The organism is Staphylococcus caprae, from assembly GCF_003966625.1.
Lineage (GTDB): Bacteria > Bacillota > Bacilli > Staphylococcales > Staphylococcaceae > Staphylococcus > Staphylococcus caprae.
Map to the genome: position 1 here is coordinate 1,622,724 of NZ_AP018587.1, position 14,568 is coordinate 1,637,291.

Sequence of the window (14,568 nt, forward strand, 5' to 3'; positions counted from 1 at the left end):
ATTTTTGAATCATCGTTTTTTTATTACAATATTCAAATTTTCTTATTCAAATTTTTGAAAACAAACTTTTCTAGCGCTAACTTTCAATATTTTATGTTTATAAGTAATCATGTATAATATAAGTAATAAAACGGTTTAGAGGTGGATAACATGGTTGGACAAACTAACTTATTTGATGATGTTATGAAACAGGATGAACGCTTTGTTATCGTCGTACAAGCACTAGAAGAAAAAAACGGTAAGTTATTGAAACGTACATTAAGAGAATATCCTAGTTTAGAACATAATCAAATGAACGATTTATTTACGCATCTAAAAGAAGTATTCTTAGATGAACCTTTTGAAGAAAACCAATCAGCCTTTAGCATTACTGTATATACAAACCTAGATTATGCTGCTGATCAAGTTTATGCTCATGTGAAACGATATAAAGGTAAACATGATTGGACGCACACAGCTAAATAAAAATAAAAAAACAGACTTAGGTTATTTGATAAAAGTGTACCCTTTGGGTTAGAATTTCAGTCTAACTTTTAAGGTTCAGAGCACTTCTTTTCAAACTTTACCTAAGTCTTATTTATATTTTAAAGCAATGTCTTTAATAAATGTGGAATTCCATTCGAATTATTATCTAATGTAACTTCATCAGCTAGAGCTTTCAGTTCATCACTTGCATTACCCATAGCAACTGAATAACCAGCAACTTCAAACATAGATTGGTCATTCAAACTATCACCAAATGCAATCACTTCTTCTAAACCTATATTCATTTTATTACAGAGCGCTTTGATTGCATTCCCTTTCGACACATCTTTCGCCATGAACTCTAAGAAGAATGGCTTACTAGTTGTAACATCAATGTCTTCGTTGAAGAAACCATTTAAATCAATACGTGCTTCAGTGATATTACCTACATAATCGACACCCATAACTTTTGGGACATCATGTTTAATGTAAGTCTTAATGTCATCAACGCGTTTCATTGGCAAGCCAGTTAATTCAGATTCAATATTCATATACTCATGATCACTATCATGAATAATATAGCCATTATCATAGGTTAAAACTAAAAATCCTCTATCTCTACAGTAATCAACAATTAAATCAAAGTTTTCCTTAGAAACTGTTTTGCTCACTTCAACTTCTTCGTCAAACATTCTGATCGTTTTCCCACCATTATAACTAATAATAAAACTTTCATTGTGGTTTAACTTTAAATCTTTAGCTACTGGAATCATACCTTCTGTAGGACGGCCAGAAGCTAAAACGACACTGTATCCTTTTTCTTGAATATCAATTAAATAGGATTTAGTTTCAGGTGAAACTTGATTCTCACCATTCATTAGTGTGTCATCCATGTCTAATACTATCATTTTATATTTACTCATATAGCAATAGAACTCCTTCCATGACATAGTCAAAACTCTTTCTTAACTATATTTTACAACAGTTTAAGACTTTTGGTACACTACTTCATCTATCACGCCTACTTCGTTAATTGTAACGAGTTCAGATATGCAATTTGTCACTTTATCGCGCAATGTTCTTACTAATTCTCCACTATATTCTCTAGGACTCAATGTTAAAATTGTAGGACCTGCTCCACTTATGACAGTAGCATATGCATCGTGTTCTCTTGATATTTGTCGTACCTGTTCAAACTCCGGAATAAGATGCTGTCTATATGGCTCATGAAAACCATCTTGTTCCATCATTTTACCTGCCAATTTATATTTATGTTGAATTAACGCACATATCATTGTATTACTTATAGCACTATTTTGAACCGCAGCCTTATGTGAAAAAGTTTCTGGCAATGCATTTCTAGAGTCTTCCGTTTTTAGTTCATAAGGTGGAATTGTTATAATAATGTCAACTTTTGGTACATCAATGCGTGCCACATCTGTAACTTTAGTATCAGGATTGTAATAACCAGATATAAGTCCACCGTAAATCGTAGGCGCCACATTATCAGGGTGACCTTCAATTTCTGTCGCCAACTGTAATAACTCATATTGCGACAATTGAATATTCCCAAAGTAATTAGCGATATATAAAGCGCCCACTAGCGCTGAAGCAGAAGAACCAAGTCCTCTAGCTAGTGGGATATCACTTCTCATTTCAATTTGTAAACATGGCAAAGTTACATTAAATTTTTGAGCAACTTCTTGTGCTACTTTATATATATAATTACTTTCATCTTTTGGAAGGGACTCTAATTCTGGACTATAATATAAAAATTCCCAATCTCTACCTTCTATTCTTCTAATAGACATATAGAGATATTTATCTAATGCCATTCCAATAGAATCGAAACCTACACCTAAATTAGCAGTTGATGCCGGAATTTTAAGTTTTAAAACTTCTTCCATATCAAATTGCCCCTTTAATATAACTAATAATACTATCCTTATCATTTGGTAACGGTTGAATTGGATTGTCTAATAATGAGATGGCTGTATCAGGGTCTTTTAAGCCATTACCAGTGAGTACAGCTACGACTTTCTTACCTTTAGGCAACTTACCTTTTCTATGAAGTTTGATTAATCCTGCAATAGATGCATTACTTGCTGGTTCACTAAATACCCCTTCATTCGTCGTCATTAATTGATATGCTTCTAAAATTTCTTCATCAGTCACACTATCAATTAACCCATTTGATTCATCTAAAGCTTTAACTGCTTTTTGCCAGCTTGCTGGGTTACCAATTCGAATAGCTGTTGCAATTGTTTCAGGGTTTTTCACAACTTTGTTTTGAACAATTGGAGAAGCACCTTCTGCTTGGAATCCAAATAGTTGTGGTAATTGCGTCTTTTTCTTGTCATGATATTCAACGAATCCTTTCCAGTAAGCAGTGATATTTCCAGCGTTACCTACTGGAATTGCTAAAACATCAGGAGCTTCACCATCAAGTTGTTCGACTACCTCGAATGCACCTGTTTTTTGACCTTCTATTCTAAAAGGATTGACTGAGTTCACCAGTTCAATTTCTTTGTTTTCTGCAGCAATTTCTTTCACTATTTCTAAAGCTTCATCGAAATTACCCTCAATTGAAACAATTTCAGCACCATACATTACTGCTTGCGATAACTTTCCTAAAGCGATTTTACCTTCTGGAATCACTACAATTGCTTTTAAACCAGCACGTGCTGCATAAGCTGCTGCTGAAGCAGAAGTATTTCCCGTAGAAGCACAAATAACTACTTTCTTGCCTTGTTCTTTTGCCTTAGTTACCGCCATTACCATTCCACGATCTTTAAAAGAACCAGTAGGATTTGCACCTTCATATTTCACATATAATTCGATATCTAATTTTTTTGAAAGTTTTTCACAATAAATGAGCGGTGTACTACCTTCATTTAATGTAAGTTGTGGTGTTTCCTCATTGACTGGTAAATATTCGCTAAATTCTTTAACTAAACCTTGCCATCTTTTCATATTTATTAAACTCCTTCTACAGGATAAATTTTTTCAACATTGAATCCTGCTTTATTTAACACATTCTCTGGAGATTGATCTAGACCAATAACGATAATTGCTACTGTTTGATCATCTCGTTCAACCATCTGTAATGATTTATGGAATGGTAATTGTGCTTTAATTTCATTTTCAAGTTTATCTATAGCTAAGTTGTTACGTTGCAATACTATGTAATAATTTAACTTCTCTTTAATTGCTACAGGTTCTTCACCATCCATCATTTCCCTTGTTTCATCCGTTTTTAATTCAAAATGTGGTGGTAAAGTGTGAAGATTTGACTCAAAGAATAATGCTACATTGAGTAAATCACTTACTACGGCACTACCTGTAGCTAAACTACCAGCACCTTTACCATAAAACATTGTGTCTCCAACGGCATCTCCAATTACATAAATAGCATTATATTCATTCTCAACAGACGCAAGTTGATGTGTTTTGTGAATGAGTGTAGGTTCGACAGATGCGTTAACTCGTCCATTTTCATAAGTCCCTTTACCAATTAATTTAATTTTATATCCTAAGTCATTAGCTGCATTAATATCTGATAAAGTTGTGCCGCTAATACCTGTTAATTTAACGTCATTCAATTTAATCACTTGGTTAAATGATAGATAAGATGTGATGACTACTTTCCTAGCTGCATCTACACCTTCTACGTCATCAGTAGGGTCCGCTTCGGCAAAACCTAAACGCTGTGCTTCGTCTAATGCTTCTTCAAATGACGTTTGCTCACGTGTCATTTTAGAGAGAATAAAATTAGAAGTTCCGTTAAGAATACCCATAAATTTAGAAATATTGTTAGCATTTAATCCATTATTAATAGCATTAACAATAGGAATTCCACCTGCGACACTAGCTTCAAATTTTAATGCTACATGATTTTGTTCTGCTAAATCTTCTAAAAGTTTTAAATGAACTGCCAACAAGTCTTTATTCGCGGTGATGACATGCTTTTTCCTTTTTAATGCTGTTCTTAACCAGTCTACGGTTGGTTCTATACCTCCCATCACCTCAACTACAATATCAATTGATTCATCTTCTAATATCTCATTAATATCTTCTGTTAGATGATATTGACTAATATTTAACGGACGCTTTTTAGTTGTGTCGCGCACTAAAATATGCTTAATGACGATATCCTTGTTGATGGTGTCTTTAATTTGTTGCCTATTCTCCTCAATGATTTTTACAACACCTGATCCGACAGTTCCCAAACCAAGTAATGCAATATTCAATTCTCTCATATATCATACCTCCGTTTGTGCTTTCGAGAAAAACAATTGTACTGTTGAAAAATACTAGATAATGGTTTAGTATAAAATCATTCTTAATTTTTGTAAAGTTCTTAATATTGAAAATACAAATCTATAGTACCATGCTTAATCAGAAAACTGAATAGAATTTTCTGATTTTTTAGAAAGGTTGATAACTCATGAAAGTTGCAAAATTCGGAGGTAGCTCTGTCTCCAATGCCAAACAAATTAAAAAAGTATTAAAAATTGTAAACGAAGATCCTGAACGAAAGATTATCATTGTCTCTGCGCCAGGTAAAAGAAGTAAAGATGATATTAAAACAACTGATTTACTCATCCGTTTATATGAAAAGGTATTAAACGGAATTAATTATCAGGATAAGAAGAAAGAAATTATTCAACGATACGCTGATATTGTTGAAGATTTAAAAATGGACGATGAGATATTAACCACTATTGATGAAACGTTAGAACTTTACATTAGTCAACTTTCAGATAAACCTTCTCGTCTTTACGATGCTTTAGTTTCTTGCGGTGAAGATTTTAATGCGCAATTAATTGCTAATTATAATAACAATCAAGGGATACCAACACGTTATATTTCTCCTAAAGAAGCAGGTTTAATAGTGACTGATTTACCACAACAAGCTCAAATTTTAGATTCTTCATATGAACATATCTATAAATTACGTGATTATAAAGAAAAACTTATTATTCCAGGTTTCTTCGGTATTTCTAAACAAAATGACATTGTTACATTTCCTCGAGGAGGTTCTGATATTACAGGTGCAATTATTGCTAGAGGTGTGAAAGCCTCTATTTATGAAAACTTCACTGACGTTTCGGGTATTTTCAAAGCAAATCCTACAATTATTGATCAACCAGAATTAATTGAAGAAATTACTTATAGAGAAATGCGAGAATTGTCATACGCAGGATTTGGAGTGTTTCATGACGAAGCTTTGCAACCGCTCTATAAAGACCGAATTCCAGTTGTTATTAAGAATACGAATCGCCCAAACGATAAAGGAACATATATCAGACATGACAGAGAAATTAATTCAGACAATGTTATTAGTGGTATTAGCTGTGACAAAGGATTTACAGTCATTAACATCAAAAAATATCTAATGAATAGACAAGTTGGCTTTACAAGAAAGATTTTAGAAGTATTAGAACAATTTAATATTTCATTTGACCATATGCCATCAGGAATCGACAATATCAGTATTATTATGCGGAGCAATCAACTTAAAGGAAAAGAAAGTCAAGTGTTAAATGAAATACGTAAACGTTGTGAGGTTGATGAGTTGAGTGTCGATCATGATTTAGCAATACTGATGATTGTCGGAGAAGGAATGAACCAAGTTGTTGGTACTGCAAGTAAAATCACTCATGCACTTTCAGAATCCAATATTAATTTAAAGATGATTAACCAAGGTGCCTCTGAAATCTCAATGATGTTCGGTATTCGTGAAGAAGATGCAGAGAAGGCTGTGCTTTCTACTTATGAATTTTGCTATCACGGTGTCTGTTTAAAAAATTTATGTTCTTAAAATAAAAAAAGATTTCTACAAAACATATACTACTTCACTCTATAATCTAAAAAGTGTGTATGTCGTAGAAATCTTTTTATGATGTCTTTCTATTATTAATAACCGCTTCTTCAATACGCTTTTCCCCTACTACTAATTTCAAGATATAAAATTGGTAGTAACTCAATGCATCTATAACTGCTTTATAATTTGAAAATTGATGATACTCTTGATTATCCATCAAATCATACATTAAAACTATTTCTGGTTTAATATAATCTACGTTCCAATTTAATGAATGAAAATATATATTATTCTTCGGTAAACGAATACTACTATCTAACCTAAAAATCCACTCATCATTTACCACATCGTAAACAAAAATATTAAGTACGATATTGTTATCTTTAAGTATCTCAACGTGTGCAACTTCTGATAGCGAAGGTCTCTCAGTTTGATGTGGAGAATGACCTTTCCCATAATATTGTATTGAAAAGTCTTTAGGAATCACTTTAATAATTTCAATTAATTTTTTACGTTCCACACATATATCAACTTTGGACGGCAATTTAAACTCATCATTTAAAAATAATTGCATAGCAACAACACCATGAAATTTAAATGAGTGCGAGGACGTTTGCATCAAAATTTGAACAAGGTCATCTACAGCATTTCGCTCTTCTAATTTCATTCAACCACCTCCTAAGCAAGCGCTTTCATAACTTTAATTATACATTTGAAGTACTTAATAATCAAACGCAGATTTGTGAACATTTAGTAAATTAAAATTAAACTATTTGTAAAAAGTAAAAATTGAATCTTTATCACATATCATAAAGATTTGAATAAACAATTATTTGTATTCTGATAACAATTTTATAATTCTTAAAATTTTGTAAACATTTGTCCTACTCACTATTTAATTAATCATATTCTCTTCTCATTTTTATTGAACTCAAATTTTAAGACGTTTATAATTTATTTTGGCAATTAGAATTTAAAATTTAAAGATTCGGGTGAATATTTATGTCTGTAACGGTCATTTTATCTGTAATTATCATTATTTTAGTAATAGCTCTATTCCTAAATCAAAGATACATGAAAGATAGAGTTGAGACGGAAGAATATGCTAGAAATCAATTAATTGCAAAAAATTCTATATTAAGCGAGGAAAATTTATCATTAAAGAATCAAATGTTGAGTTCAAATAATGATGTTGGCCATCACGCTTTTAAAAATGCGAAACGTGAATTACAAAAGATTTTAGATCGTTTTATAGAACAGGGTCGACTAAAATCATATACAATTATTCCTACAAGTAATTTAGCTATTAAACATCCATTATTTGAATATGCGCGTTCCTTTGATTTCATAATCATTACAGAAGTTGGTCTGATTAACGTAGATGTTAAAAATTGGAATCAAAAAACATTCTATCACTTTGATGTACCAGACAAACACGCTGAAGAAGGAAGCAATCAATATAGCACTGATAAAGTAGTAGGTCATTACATCAGTAGTAGATATCACAGCCAATTTAACACAACTCGTAGTGGTGTTTATACATTCACTGAAATTCTTCAAGATAATCGCGTGATATATGAATTCTATGACCATGATCCATATCAACAAGCTGCAAACAATGCTAAGGCATTGAAAGATCAAATTGAAAAGGATTACCAGTTTAAAATACAAAGTATCGGTGTGATTTACTTCAGTGATGGAAGTGTAAATATCATTGAAGGTTCTGACGAAAGTGATAAATATGTAGATACAGTCTCTACGCGTTCTTCACTTGAAAAAGTCATAGACGAAGCTGTGCAACTTTCTAAACATCCACTTAACGATAATCAAATTGAAGAAATATCTAACAGTTTCAAACAACATATGAATAACTAAATAAAGTTGCATTCTTAAATCCTAAATAATGAAGTACAATAGTTAAGCCTAGAAGCATTCGTTTGAAATCTTCTAGGCTTTTTCAATTAACTTAACTCCATAAGTTCACTTTATTCTGTTTTGCCTTGTTTTGAGCTTTAATCAATACATCTCGATATTTACCATTAGGCGAGTAATATTTTTCTCTAGCTAGACCTTTTTCAACCAATTCTTCATTGAACATCCTTTTATCGCTTATCCATACATATGCTAAAGTTCGTCCATATCTATCATTTTTTTCTTTATCATACTCTAAATAAACATTCTGATGCGTTAAAGCTTTCTTCGTATAATTTGAAGCCTCTTTCCCATAAGGTTGAACAGGCGTATTGGGTTTAACGGTTTCAGGGGTATCCATACCTATCATTCTCACCTTGATTTCTTTGCCATCTTTATTGGCTACAAAAGTATCCCCATCCACTACTCGTTCGACATACACTTTGTCTTTACCTTTTAAATCAGTACTTTGGTTCTGTTGATTTGTTCCAATTTTACTAAAAGGACCGGAATGATTGATCAATTGGAACATTATTACAATTATCGCAATAAGTGCAAGAACAATCAGCGATAATGATTTTTTCGATTTCATAGTTGTCACCTTACTTCACTTTATATACTGATTAATGTTAATTAAAAATACTTTCACAGTCAATATTGATAAAATAAAAAATATTGATTGAAAACGCTTGTTATAAACTTATTTTTTCAAATGAGAAGTGCATGGTATAATACAATACGTTAGGAGTGAAATAGATGGATTCATCTAATGAAAGTAAAATATCTTTAATCGCAATTATCGTAGCTATTATTGTTGGCGTTATATTACAAATAGTCTTTAAGTTACCAATTATAGTAAGTGTAGTTGTAGCAATATTACTAGGTATCTTAGTCGGTTTTATCGTGTACCTTATTCAATCTACGCTTAATAAAAGAAAAAAATAGAATTTCAAATTAATTAAATATCTCGAAAATAAACACCTTCAAAAGATTATTCAAACTATCTTTTGAAGGCGTTTTTAACTTTTTCAGCAATTTCCCTATTATATTCTTGAAATCAAGAGTAAGTAATCTCAATAGTGGTATAGTTACATCATACTAAAGTGGCCACTTTACAACTTATTCAAATAGGAGGTACAACATAATGGAAATTCTTGATTGCGTGATTGATACAAATTCAGCAATTTATATAGTGAAAACGACAGGCGGTAATGTGTTTCATCATACATTAAGTACTGATACACCCACTAAAAAAGTAATAGAAATTCTAACTCTTTTATCAGATCATATTGATAAATCGAATCAAACCAAGCTTAAAATATAAATAATCAAATTTAAATATATATTTTAACGAACTATATCCAACCTTTCGCCGTAGCTTTTTTCCATGCATCAAACCGATTGTCAGAATATAATTTATCGATAATTGTACTTGTGTAATTTCGAACTGTGCCATCAGAAAGATATAATTTTTCAGCAATTTCTTTGCTACTTAAACCATTTCCTATTTCCCTCAGAACGACTTGTTCTTTATGTGTCAATGGATTGGATTCTTTAAATAGAGAGGTCATTAATGATGTACTGTACTCTTTTTCACCATTCATTACGTTATAAATTGTACTGACCAAGTCTTCTACTGAACGTTCTTTAAGTACATAGGCATCCACACCATTGGCGACAGCTTTCTCAAAATAACCTGGTCGCTTAAACGTCGTCACAATAATCACTTTCGTATTTAATCCTTTAGCCCTTATTTGTGCCAAAATTTCTAATCCTGTCATGCCAGGTATCTCAATATCTAAAATAGCCACATCTGGTTTTTCATTTTCAATAAATTGAAGTGCTTCCTTGCCGTTTTCAACATCTTTCAAAACCTTCATTTCCTCATTTAACTCAATAAGCTGAACCATCGCTTTTCTAAGCATAAGTTGATCTTCTGCAATAATTAGTGAAATCACATTAATTCACCCCTTGGTATCGTCACGACCACGGTTGTTCCATTTTCAGATTTAACAGCCACCTTGCCATTTAAATATTCAGCTCGTTCTTTAATACTTCTTAAATGACATGCTTCTTTATCTTTTATGCCAACGCCGTTATCTTGTACGATTAATTTAATTTGCTGATGTTCTTCAACCAGTTGCCCTATGACTTCTGTAGCATGGGCGTGTTTAATCACATTATTAATTGCCTCTTTTAATATCATGGATAATATTGACTGCTTAGCAGGGTTTAATGACTTTGCTACGCCTTTATTTTTGAAAATAAACTTCAAATTCGCATCACGTAAAATCGTCTCTACCGAAGACACTTCCTCCTCGAAAGATTGTACCTTTAAATCATCAACAATTGAACGAACTTTATTAAGCGTTTCTCTAGAAAGTTGATTGATAGCCATCATTTCTTTCTTAGCGGATTCTTTATCAGTATCTATGAGTTTCGCAGCTAATTCAGACTTTAAAGTCAAACTTGCAAAGACATGTCCGAGTGTATCATGTAAATCTTGACCAATACGATTACGTTCTTGTTCCGCAATTAACACATTAATATAGCGGTTCTTTTCTTCAAGCTCTTTTCGAACTTTGCGATCCTTTCTAACTTGAAAATTTCCAAACATAATCATTAAAATGACGACATAATATATAATCATCATATAAACTTGATCATGATGCATAATATAAATAAACAAAACACAAATAATCATTGTGATGATATAGCTTATAAATTCTTTTGATTTCAATCCCACATCGAAAATGAAGGGCAATGCAAAGGCACTATAAAAGAAAAACATACTTAGTAATGGTTCATAAGCATAAACGAAATACATAATACATACATAATGGATAAGCAGTAAGATATATAGATGATTTTTATTCAACTTAGTGTGCAGCAGAACGAGCATTAAATATGAAACCGTAAAAATGGATAAAGCGATAAAATATATCGACTTATTAAATATATGTTCAGAATCAAATAAACCAAAAATCGGAAATATTAAATAAACTAGTGAAGAAATTTCTCCCATTTTAACTCCGAAACTACGTTTTACGTTCATCTATGACACATCTTTCTTTTTATTAATCAATAAAGCAATACTCAAAAAAATTATACTATAAAGAATTAAAAAGCCAAATGACGTAAAGTTAATACCTTTATCCTTCCCTAGATCTAGTGCTATTTGTTTTAAATGATACGTTGGCATCTTTTTCGAAATGACTTGTAACCAATTGGGAAAGGTATTGACTGGAAACCATAAGCCACCTACAATGGCCATCGCTATATTGAGTAAATTTGCAACACTACTTGCCTTCTGAATATCATTAAATTGAGCTATAACTAAACCAAATGTTAAGAACAAACTCGCTCCTATCCATAAAACAACACTTGATAATATCCAATTTATGAACTCCATATTTACATTTTTATAAAAATGAGCAACCATAAAAATAATAATAATTGCCACTAAAAATTGGCACATCGTCTTTAAAACTTTAGCTAAGTAATAATGAACAGGTTTCAAAGGCGTAGACATTAAATGTTTATACCAACCATTGTTTCTTTCTTCTATCATATCTAAAGGGAACGACATCATACAAAAATTCATCAAACTAAAAACTGTCATACTATACATATATTCTTTATAAAACGGTTTTTTAGCTTCCTCTGGTAAATCTAATAACGAGGTAAACAGTAAGTAAAATGCGACAGGTAGGAAAATAGACATAAATAGATATAATTTTTTCCTAAACATGATTTTAATTTCTGTTTTTAAAAATGTATCTAACATTCGGTCATCACTCCTTTTTGATTCTCAATACCTGAAAACACGATTTCCAATAATGACAATTTATGAATCTCTATTTTGTTTAAATCGAACTTATACTCTATTAATTTCTGGATGACTGCTTCAACTTGATTCGTTTTTATCTCATAATGATTTTTTAACTTTTTAATATTGAACGCATTCTTTAGGTCATTAAATAATCCTTCATCAAGAATTGGAAGTACGATGATTGAGTTATTTTGAGTGTTTTTAATATGTTCAGGAGAATCGTCGAGTTGAATTTGACCCTGATCAAGAAGAACTACTTGGTCAGCCATTCTTTCGACTTCTTCAATGTAATGAGAAGTATAAAGAATGGTGACATGCGCTTGCTTAAGCTTTTCTATGATACTCCAAAAATGTTCTCTTGTTTCAATATCCATCCCTGACGTTGGCTCATCAAGTATCAAAAATTCAGGTTGACCTACTAATGTTAAGGCGAAATCTAGTATCCTCTTCTGACCTCCAGACAACTGACTCGTCATTTGGTTCATCTGCTTGTTATTAAATTGTGTAATATTGATAAATTGCGGAAGCGAAATAGGATTTTTATAAAATGATTGATGCAAGTGAAACAATTCCTTTACTTTGAACAATTTAGGAAAATTCGTTTTTTGATATAACACACCCATATGATTTGTATCAATCATCTTCGATTCATCAACAATATGCCCTACATCACTCTGTATGTTGCCAATCAGGATATCGATAAGTGTTGTTTTCCCTGCTCCATTTTTCCCTATTAATGCCGTACACGTATTTTCTTTTAACTTAAGACTGATATCATTAAGAACTTTGTTGTTATTAAAGGACTTTGCTAAGTTTTGTAACTTTATCACCACATGTCACACCTTTGCTATAAGATAATTCTAATTTAGCATTGAGTCGTTATGATATTTAGTTCATTTTGTCACGATTTGTATGTGACATTTGTCATGAAAATTCTGTTAAGTTTACATAATATTTCTATGTACAACAAAAAATTCCCGCTAATAGAAAGCAGGAATTCTAAGTATTTTATAAAATTGGAGAAACTAATTTAGCTAAATCTTCCTTAAATTTAATTGATAACGGACGTTGATCATATTTTTCTTTAGTAAGTAATTTAGATTTTTTAATATCTTCTTCAAAAGCTTGTCGCAATTGTTGCGCAATCTCCCTATCATAGACGAATGCATTGATTTCAAAGTTCAACTCGAAACTTCTAAAGTCCATATTCGCACTACCTATTGAAGATACTTCATCATCAATCATAAGAATTTTGGAATGAATGAAACCATTCTGATAGGTATAAACATTCACGCCACTATCTAATAAATCTGCCGCATTTGAGAATGTAGCCCAATAAACAAATGGATGGTCAGGTTTACATGGAATCATTAAATTAACTTCAACACCACTATTTGCAGCCATTTTCAGCGCATTAATATAAGATTGATCCGGTATAAAATACGGACTTTGAAGATAAATTGACTTTCTAGCGCTCATAATCATTTTCGTATAACCGTATTCAATTTGATGTAAGTCGAACGCAGGCCCACTTGAGGCAATTTGTAATGCTTTGTCACCTTTTTCGCCTGTCTTTTTAGGGAAATACTTTTGATCATATTCAAACTGTGGACGATGTGCTTGAGAGTTCCAATCTAAAATAAATCTTAATTGTAACGCATCCACACTATCACCTTGAACACGTAAATGTGTATCTCTCCAATAGCCAAGCTTACCTAAACCTAAATAATCGTCACCGATATTGAATCCACCAATATAACCTATTTGGCCATCAATAATAATGATCTTTCTGTGATTTCGATTATTCATTCGAAAATTGACAAGTGGAAATTTTGATGCAAAGAATGCTTCAACTTCTCCACCTAAAGATTTGAATTGCTTAAATTTAGCCATATTGACTTTTTTAGAACCCACATCATCATATAATAATTTAACTTCTAAACCTTCTTTAAGTTTAGTTTCAAGCGCATCTATAATCTTTTTCCCTAAACCGTCAAGTTCGAAAGTGTAATACTCTAAATGAATGTAGTCTTTCGCATTATAAATATCTTCTATTACTTTGTCATATAGTTTATGACCATCTGTAAATAAGTCAATTTTATTATTTTCAGTTAGAAAAGCATCTTGTTTCATTAATAACATACGAATTAAATCGTGATGTTTCTCAACTTGGTCATTCGTAGATTCAAAATTTAATTTTTCGAAACTATCAGCTTGAGCTTTTACTAAATCTTGAAAGGCATCTAACTCTTTACCATTATTTTTTTCCATTTTCTTTTTAGAAACGGTTCTGCCTAAGAATAGATATAGAATGAAACCGATAATCGGTAGTATGAAGAGAACAAATAACCAAGCCCAAGTGGAACTTGCACTTCTTCGATCTTTCTCTAGAAAAATAATGACAAACGCAAGTACTAGATTAATAATAAATCCGAGTACTAATATGATTGTTAATATAGTACCTAAATATCCAAAATCCATGAAATTGTACTCCTATATGTATTTCCACTCAAAATGATTCAAGTGGATAATT

16 protein-coding genes are annotated in these 14,568 nt (G+C 31.6%); 5 read left to right on the forward strand and 11 right to left on the reverse strand.

The genetic code is table 11. From position 1 onward, the window contains the following. Nucleotides 1–150: 150 nt before the first annotated feature. Nucleotides 151–465, forward strand: coding sequence for a hypothetical protein (locus JMUB898_RS07710; protein WP_002442704.1), 315 nt, complete (start codon nucleotides 151–153; stop codon nucleotides 463–465). A 119-nt stretch (nucleotides 466–584) separates the two neighbouring features. Here JMUB898_RS07710 and JMUB898_RS07715 read toward each other — a convergent pair whose 3' ends face one another. The 4 genes from JMUB898_RS07715 to JMUB898_RS07730 form a co-directional block, all read right to left on the reverse strand. Beyond that, nucleotides 585–1,388 carry a Cof-type HAD-IIB family hydrolase gene (locus JMUB898_RS07715; protein WP_002442702.1) on the reverse strand — a complete coding sequence of 268 codons (804 nt, stop codon included), beginning with the start codon at nucleotides 1,386–1,388 and terminating at the stop codon, nucleotides 585–587. A 63-nt stretch (nucleotides 1,389–1,451) separates the two neighbouring features. Then, nucleotides 1,452–2,372 (reverse strand): homoserine kinase, encoded by a 921-nt coding sequence (gene thrB / locus JMUB898_RS07720; RefSeq protein WP_044466275.1) that lies wholly within the window; start codon nucleotides 2,370–2,372, stop codon nucleotides 1,452–1,454. A 1-nt stretch (nucleotide 2,373) separates the two neighbouring features. After that, nucleotides 2,374–3,438, reverse strand: a complete 1,065-nt coding sequence (gene thrC, locus JMUB898_RS07725) for a threonine synthase (RefSeq protein ID WP_002442698.1) — start codon at nucleotides 3,436–3,438, stop codon at nucleotides 2,374–2,376. Nucleotides 3,439–3,443: 5 nt separating this feature from the next. Further along, a complete protein-coding gene (locus tag JMUB898_RS07730; RefSeq protein WP_002442696.1) occupies nucleotides 3,444–4,724 on the reverse strand; it encodes a homoserine dehydrogenase in 1,281 nt (426 codons plus the stop codon). Nucleotides 4,725–4,912: 188 nt separating this feature from the next. On the opposite strand from JMUB898_RS07730, the gene JMUB898_RS07735 reads away from it, so the two are divergent. Continuing rightward, complete coding sequence (locus tag JMUB898_RS07735; protein WP_002442694.1) at nucleotides 4,913–6,289, forward strand: aspartate kinase; 1,377 nt, start codon at nucleotides 4,913–4,915, stop codon at nucleotides 6,287–6,289. A 76-nt stretch (nucleotides 6,290–6,365) separates the two neighbouring features. On the opposite strand, the gene JMUB898_RS07740 is transcribed toward JMUB898_RS07735, so the two are convergent. Further along, a complete protein-coding gene (locus JMUB898_RS07740; protein ID WP_002442692.1) occupies nucleotides 6,366–6,959 on the reverse strand; it encodes a hypothetical protein in 594 nt (197 codons plus the stop codon). A 335-nt stretch (nucleotides 6,960–7,294) separates the two neighbouring features. Between JMUB898_RS07740 and JMUB898_RS07745 the strand changes: the two genes are divergently transcribed. Further along, entirely contained in the window at nucleotides 7,295–8,167 is an 873-nt protein-coding gene (locus JMUB898_RS07745) for an NERD domain-containing protein (RefSeq protein ID WP_002442690.1), read from the forward strand. 91 nt (nucleotides 8,168–8,258) lie between these two features. On the opposite strand, the gene nucI is transcribed toward JMUB898_RS07745, so the two are convergent. Next, a complete protein-coding gene (nucI, locus tag JMUB898_RS07750) occupies nucleotides 8,259–8,795 on the reverse strand; it encodes a thermonuclease NucI (RefSeq protein ID WP_002442688.1) in 537 nt (178 codons plus the stop codon). A 164-nt stretch (nucleotides 8,796–8,959) separates the two neighbouring features. Here nucI and JMUB898_RS07755 point away from each other — a divergent pair, with 164 nt between their 5' ends. Together JMUB898_RS07755 and JMUB898_RS07760 are read left to right on the forward strand one after the other, a co-directional pair. Beyond that, on the forward strand, nucleotides 8,960–9,148 hold the full coding sequence (locus tag JMUB898_RS07755; RefSeq protein ID WP_002442686.1) for a hypothetical protein: 189 nt from the start codon (nucleotides 8,960–8,962) through the stop codon (nucleotides 9,146–9,148). A 199-nt stretch (nucleotides 9,149–9,347) separates the two neighbouring features. Beyond that, nucleotides 9,348–9,527 (forward strand): hypothetical protein, encoded by a 180-nt coding sequence (locus JMUB898_RS07760; protein WP_002442683.1) that lies wholly within the window; start codon nucleotides 9,348–9,350, stop codon nucleotides 9,525–9,527. 31 nt (nucleotides 9,528–9,558) lie between these two features. Here the strand turns inward: JMUB898_RS07760 and JMUB898_RS07765 are convergent, their stop codons facing one another. From JMUB898_RS07765 to cls, 5 genes are all read right to left on the reverse strand, one after another. Next, nucleotides 9,559–10,161: a response regulator transcription factor gene (locus JMUB898_RS07765; RefSeq protein ID WP_002442681.1), complete on the reverse strand. Its 603-nt coding sequence runs from the start codon at nucleotides 10,159–10,161 to the stop codon at nucleotides 9,559–9,561. Further along, nucleotides 10,158–11,258: a sensor histidine kinase gene (locus tag JMUB898_RS07770; RefSeq protein WP_002442680.1), complete on the reverse strand. Its 1,101-nt coding sequence runs from the start codon at nucleotides 11,256–11,258 to the stop codon at nucleotides 10,158–10,160. Before JMUB898_RS07770 ends, JMUB898_RS07765 begins: the two co-directional genes overlap by 4 nt. Next, on the reverse strand, nucleotides 11,259–11,990 hold the full coding sequence (locus JMUB898_RS07775; RefSeq protein WP_002442678.1) for an ABC transporter permease: 732 nt from the start codon (nucleotides 11,988–11,990) through the stop codon (nucleotides 11,259–11,261). It lies immediately after the preceding gene. Further along, entirely contained in the window at nucleotides 11,984–12,865 is an 882-nt protein-coding gene (locus tag JMUB898_RS07780) for an ABC transporter ATP-binding protein (RefSeq protein ID WP_037541425.1), read from the reverse strand. Before JMUB898_RS07780 ends, JMUB898_RS07775 begins: the two co-directional genes overlap by 7 nt. Nucleotides 12,866–13,043: 178 nt before the next feature. Further along, on the reverse strand, nucleotides 13,044–14,516 hold the full coding sequence (gene cls, locus JMUB898_RS07785) for a cardiolipin synthase (RefSeq protein ID WP_002442674.1): 1,473 nt from the start codon (nucleotides 14,514–14,516) through the stop codon (nucleotides 13,044–13,046). Nucleotides 14,517–14,568 lie beyond the last annotated feature (52 nt).

Excerpts from the sequence above, each read along its gene's own strand:
- JMUB898_RS07770 (WP_002442680.1), bottom strand. The coding sequence starts at position 11,258 with ATGAACGTAAAACGTAGTTTCGGAGTTAAAATGGGAGAAATTTCTTCA.
- JMUB898_RS07775 (WP_002442678.1), bottom strand. The coding sequence starts at position 11,990 with ATGTTAGATACATTTTTAAAAACAGAAATTAAAATCATGTTTAGGAAA.
- JMUB898_RS07760 (WP_002442683.1), top strand. The coding sequence starts at position 9,348 with ATGGAAATTCTTGATTGCGTGATTGATACAAATTCAGCAATTTATATA.
- JMUB898_RS07745 (WP_002442690.1), top strand. The coding sequence starts at position 7,295 with ATGTCTGTAACGGTCATTTTATCTGTAATTATCATTATTTTAGTAATA.
- JMUB898_RS07730 (WP_002442696.1), bottom strand. The coding sequence starts at position 4,724 with ATGAGAGAATTGAATATTGCATTACTTGGTTTGGGAACTGTCGGATCA.
- JMUB898_RS07755 (WP_002442686.1), top strand. The coding sequence starts at position 8,960 with ATGGATTCATCTAATGAAAGTAAAATATCTTTAATCGCAATTATCGTA.
- thrC (WP_002442698.1), bottom strand. The coding sequence starts at position 3,438 with ATGAAAAGATGGCAAGGTTTAGTTAAAGAATTTAGCGAATATTTACCA.
- nucI (WP_002442688.1), bottom strand. The coding sequence starts at position 8,795 with ATGAAATCGAAAAAATCATTATCGCTGATTGTTCTTGCACTTATTGCG.
- JMUB898_RS07715 (WP_002442702.1), bottom strand. The coding sequence starts at position 1,388 with ATGAGTAAATATAAAATGATAGTATTAGACATGGATGACACACTAATG.
- JMUB898_RS07740 (WP_002442692.1), bottom strand. The coding sequence starts at position 6,959 with ATGAAATTAGAAGAGCGAAATGCTGTAGATGACCTTGTTCAAATTTTG.
- cls (WP_002442674.1), bottom strand. The coding sequence starts at position 14,516 with ATGGATTTTGGATATTTAGGTACTATATTAACAATCATATTAGTACTC.
- JMUB898_RS07710 (WP_002442704.1), top strand. The coding sequence starts at position 151 with ATGGTTGGACAAACTAACTTATTTGATGATGTTATGAAACAGGATGAA.
- thrB (WP_044466275.1), bottom strand. The coding sequence starts at position 2,372 with ATGGAAGAAGTTTTAAAACTTAAAATTCCGGCATCAACTGCTAATTTA.
- JMUB898_RS07735 (WP_002442694.1), top strand. The coding sequence starts at position 4,913 with ATGAAAGTTGCAAAATTCGGAGGTAGCTCTGTCTCCAATGCCAAACAA.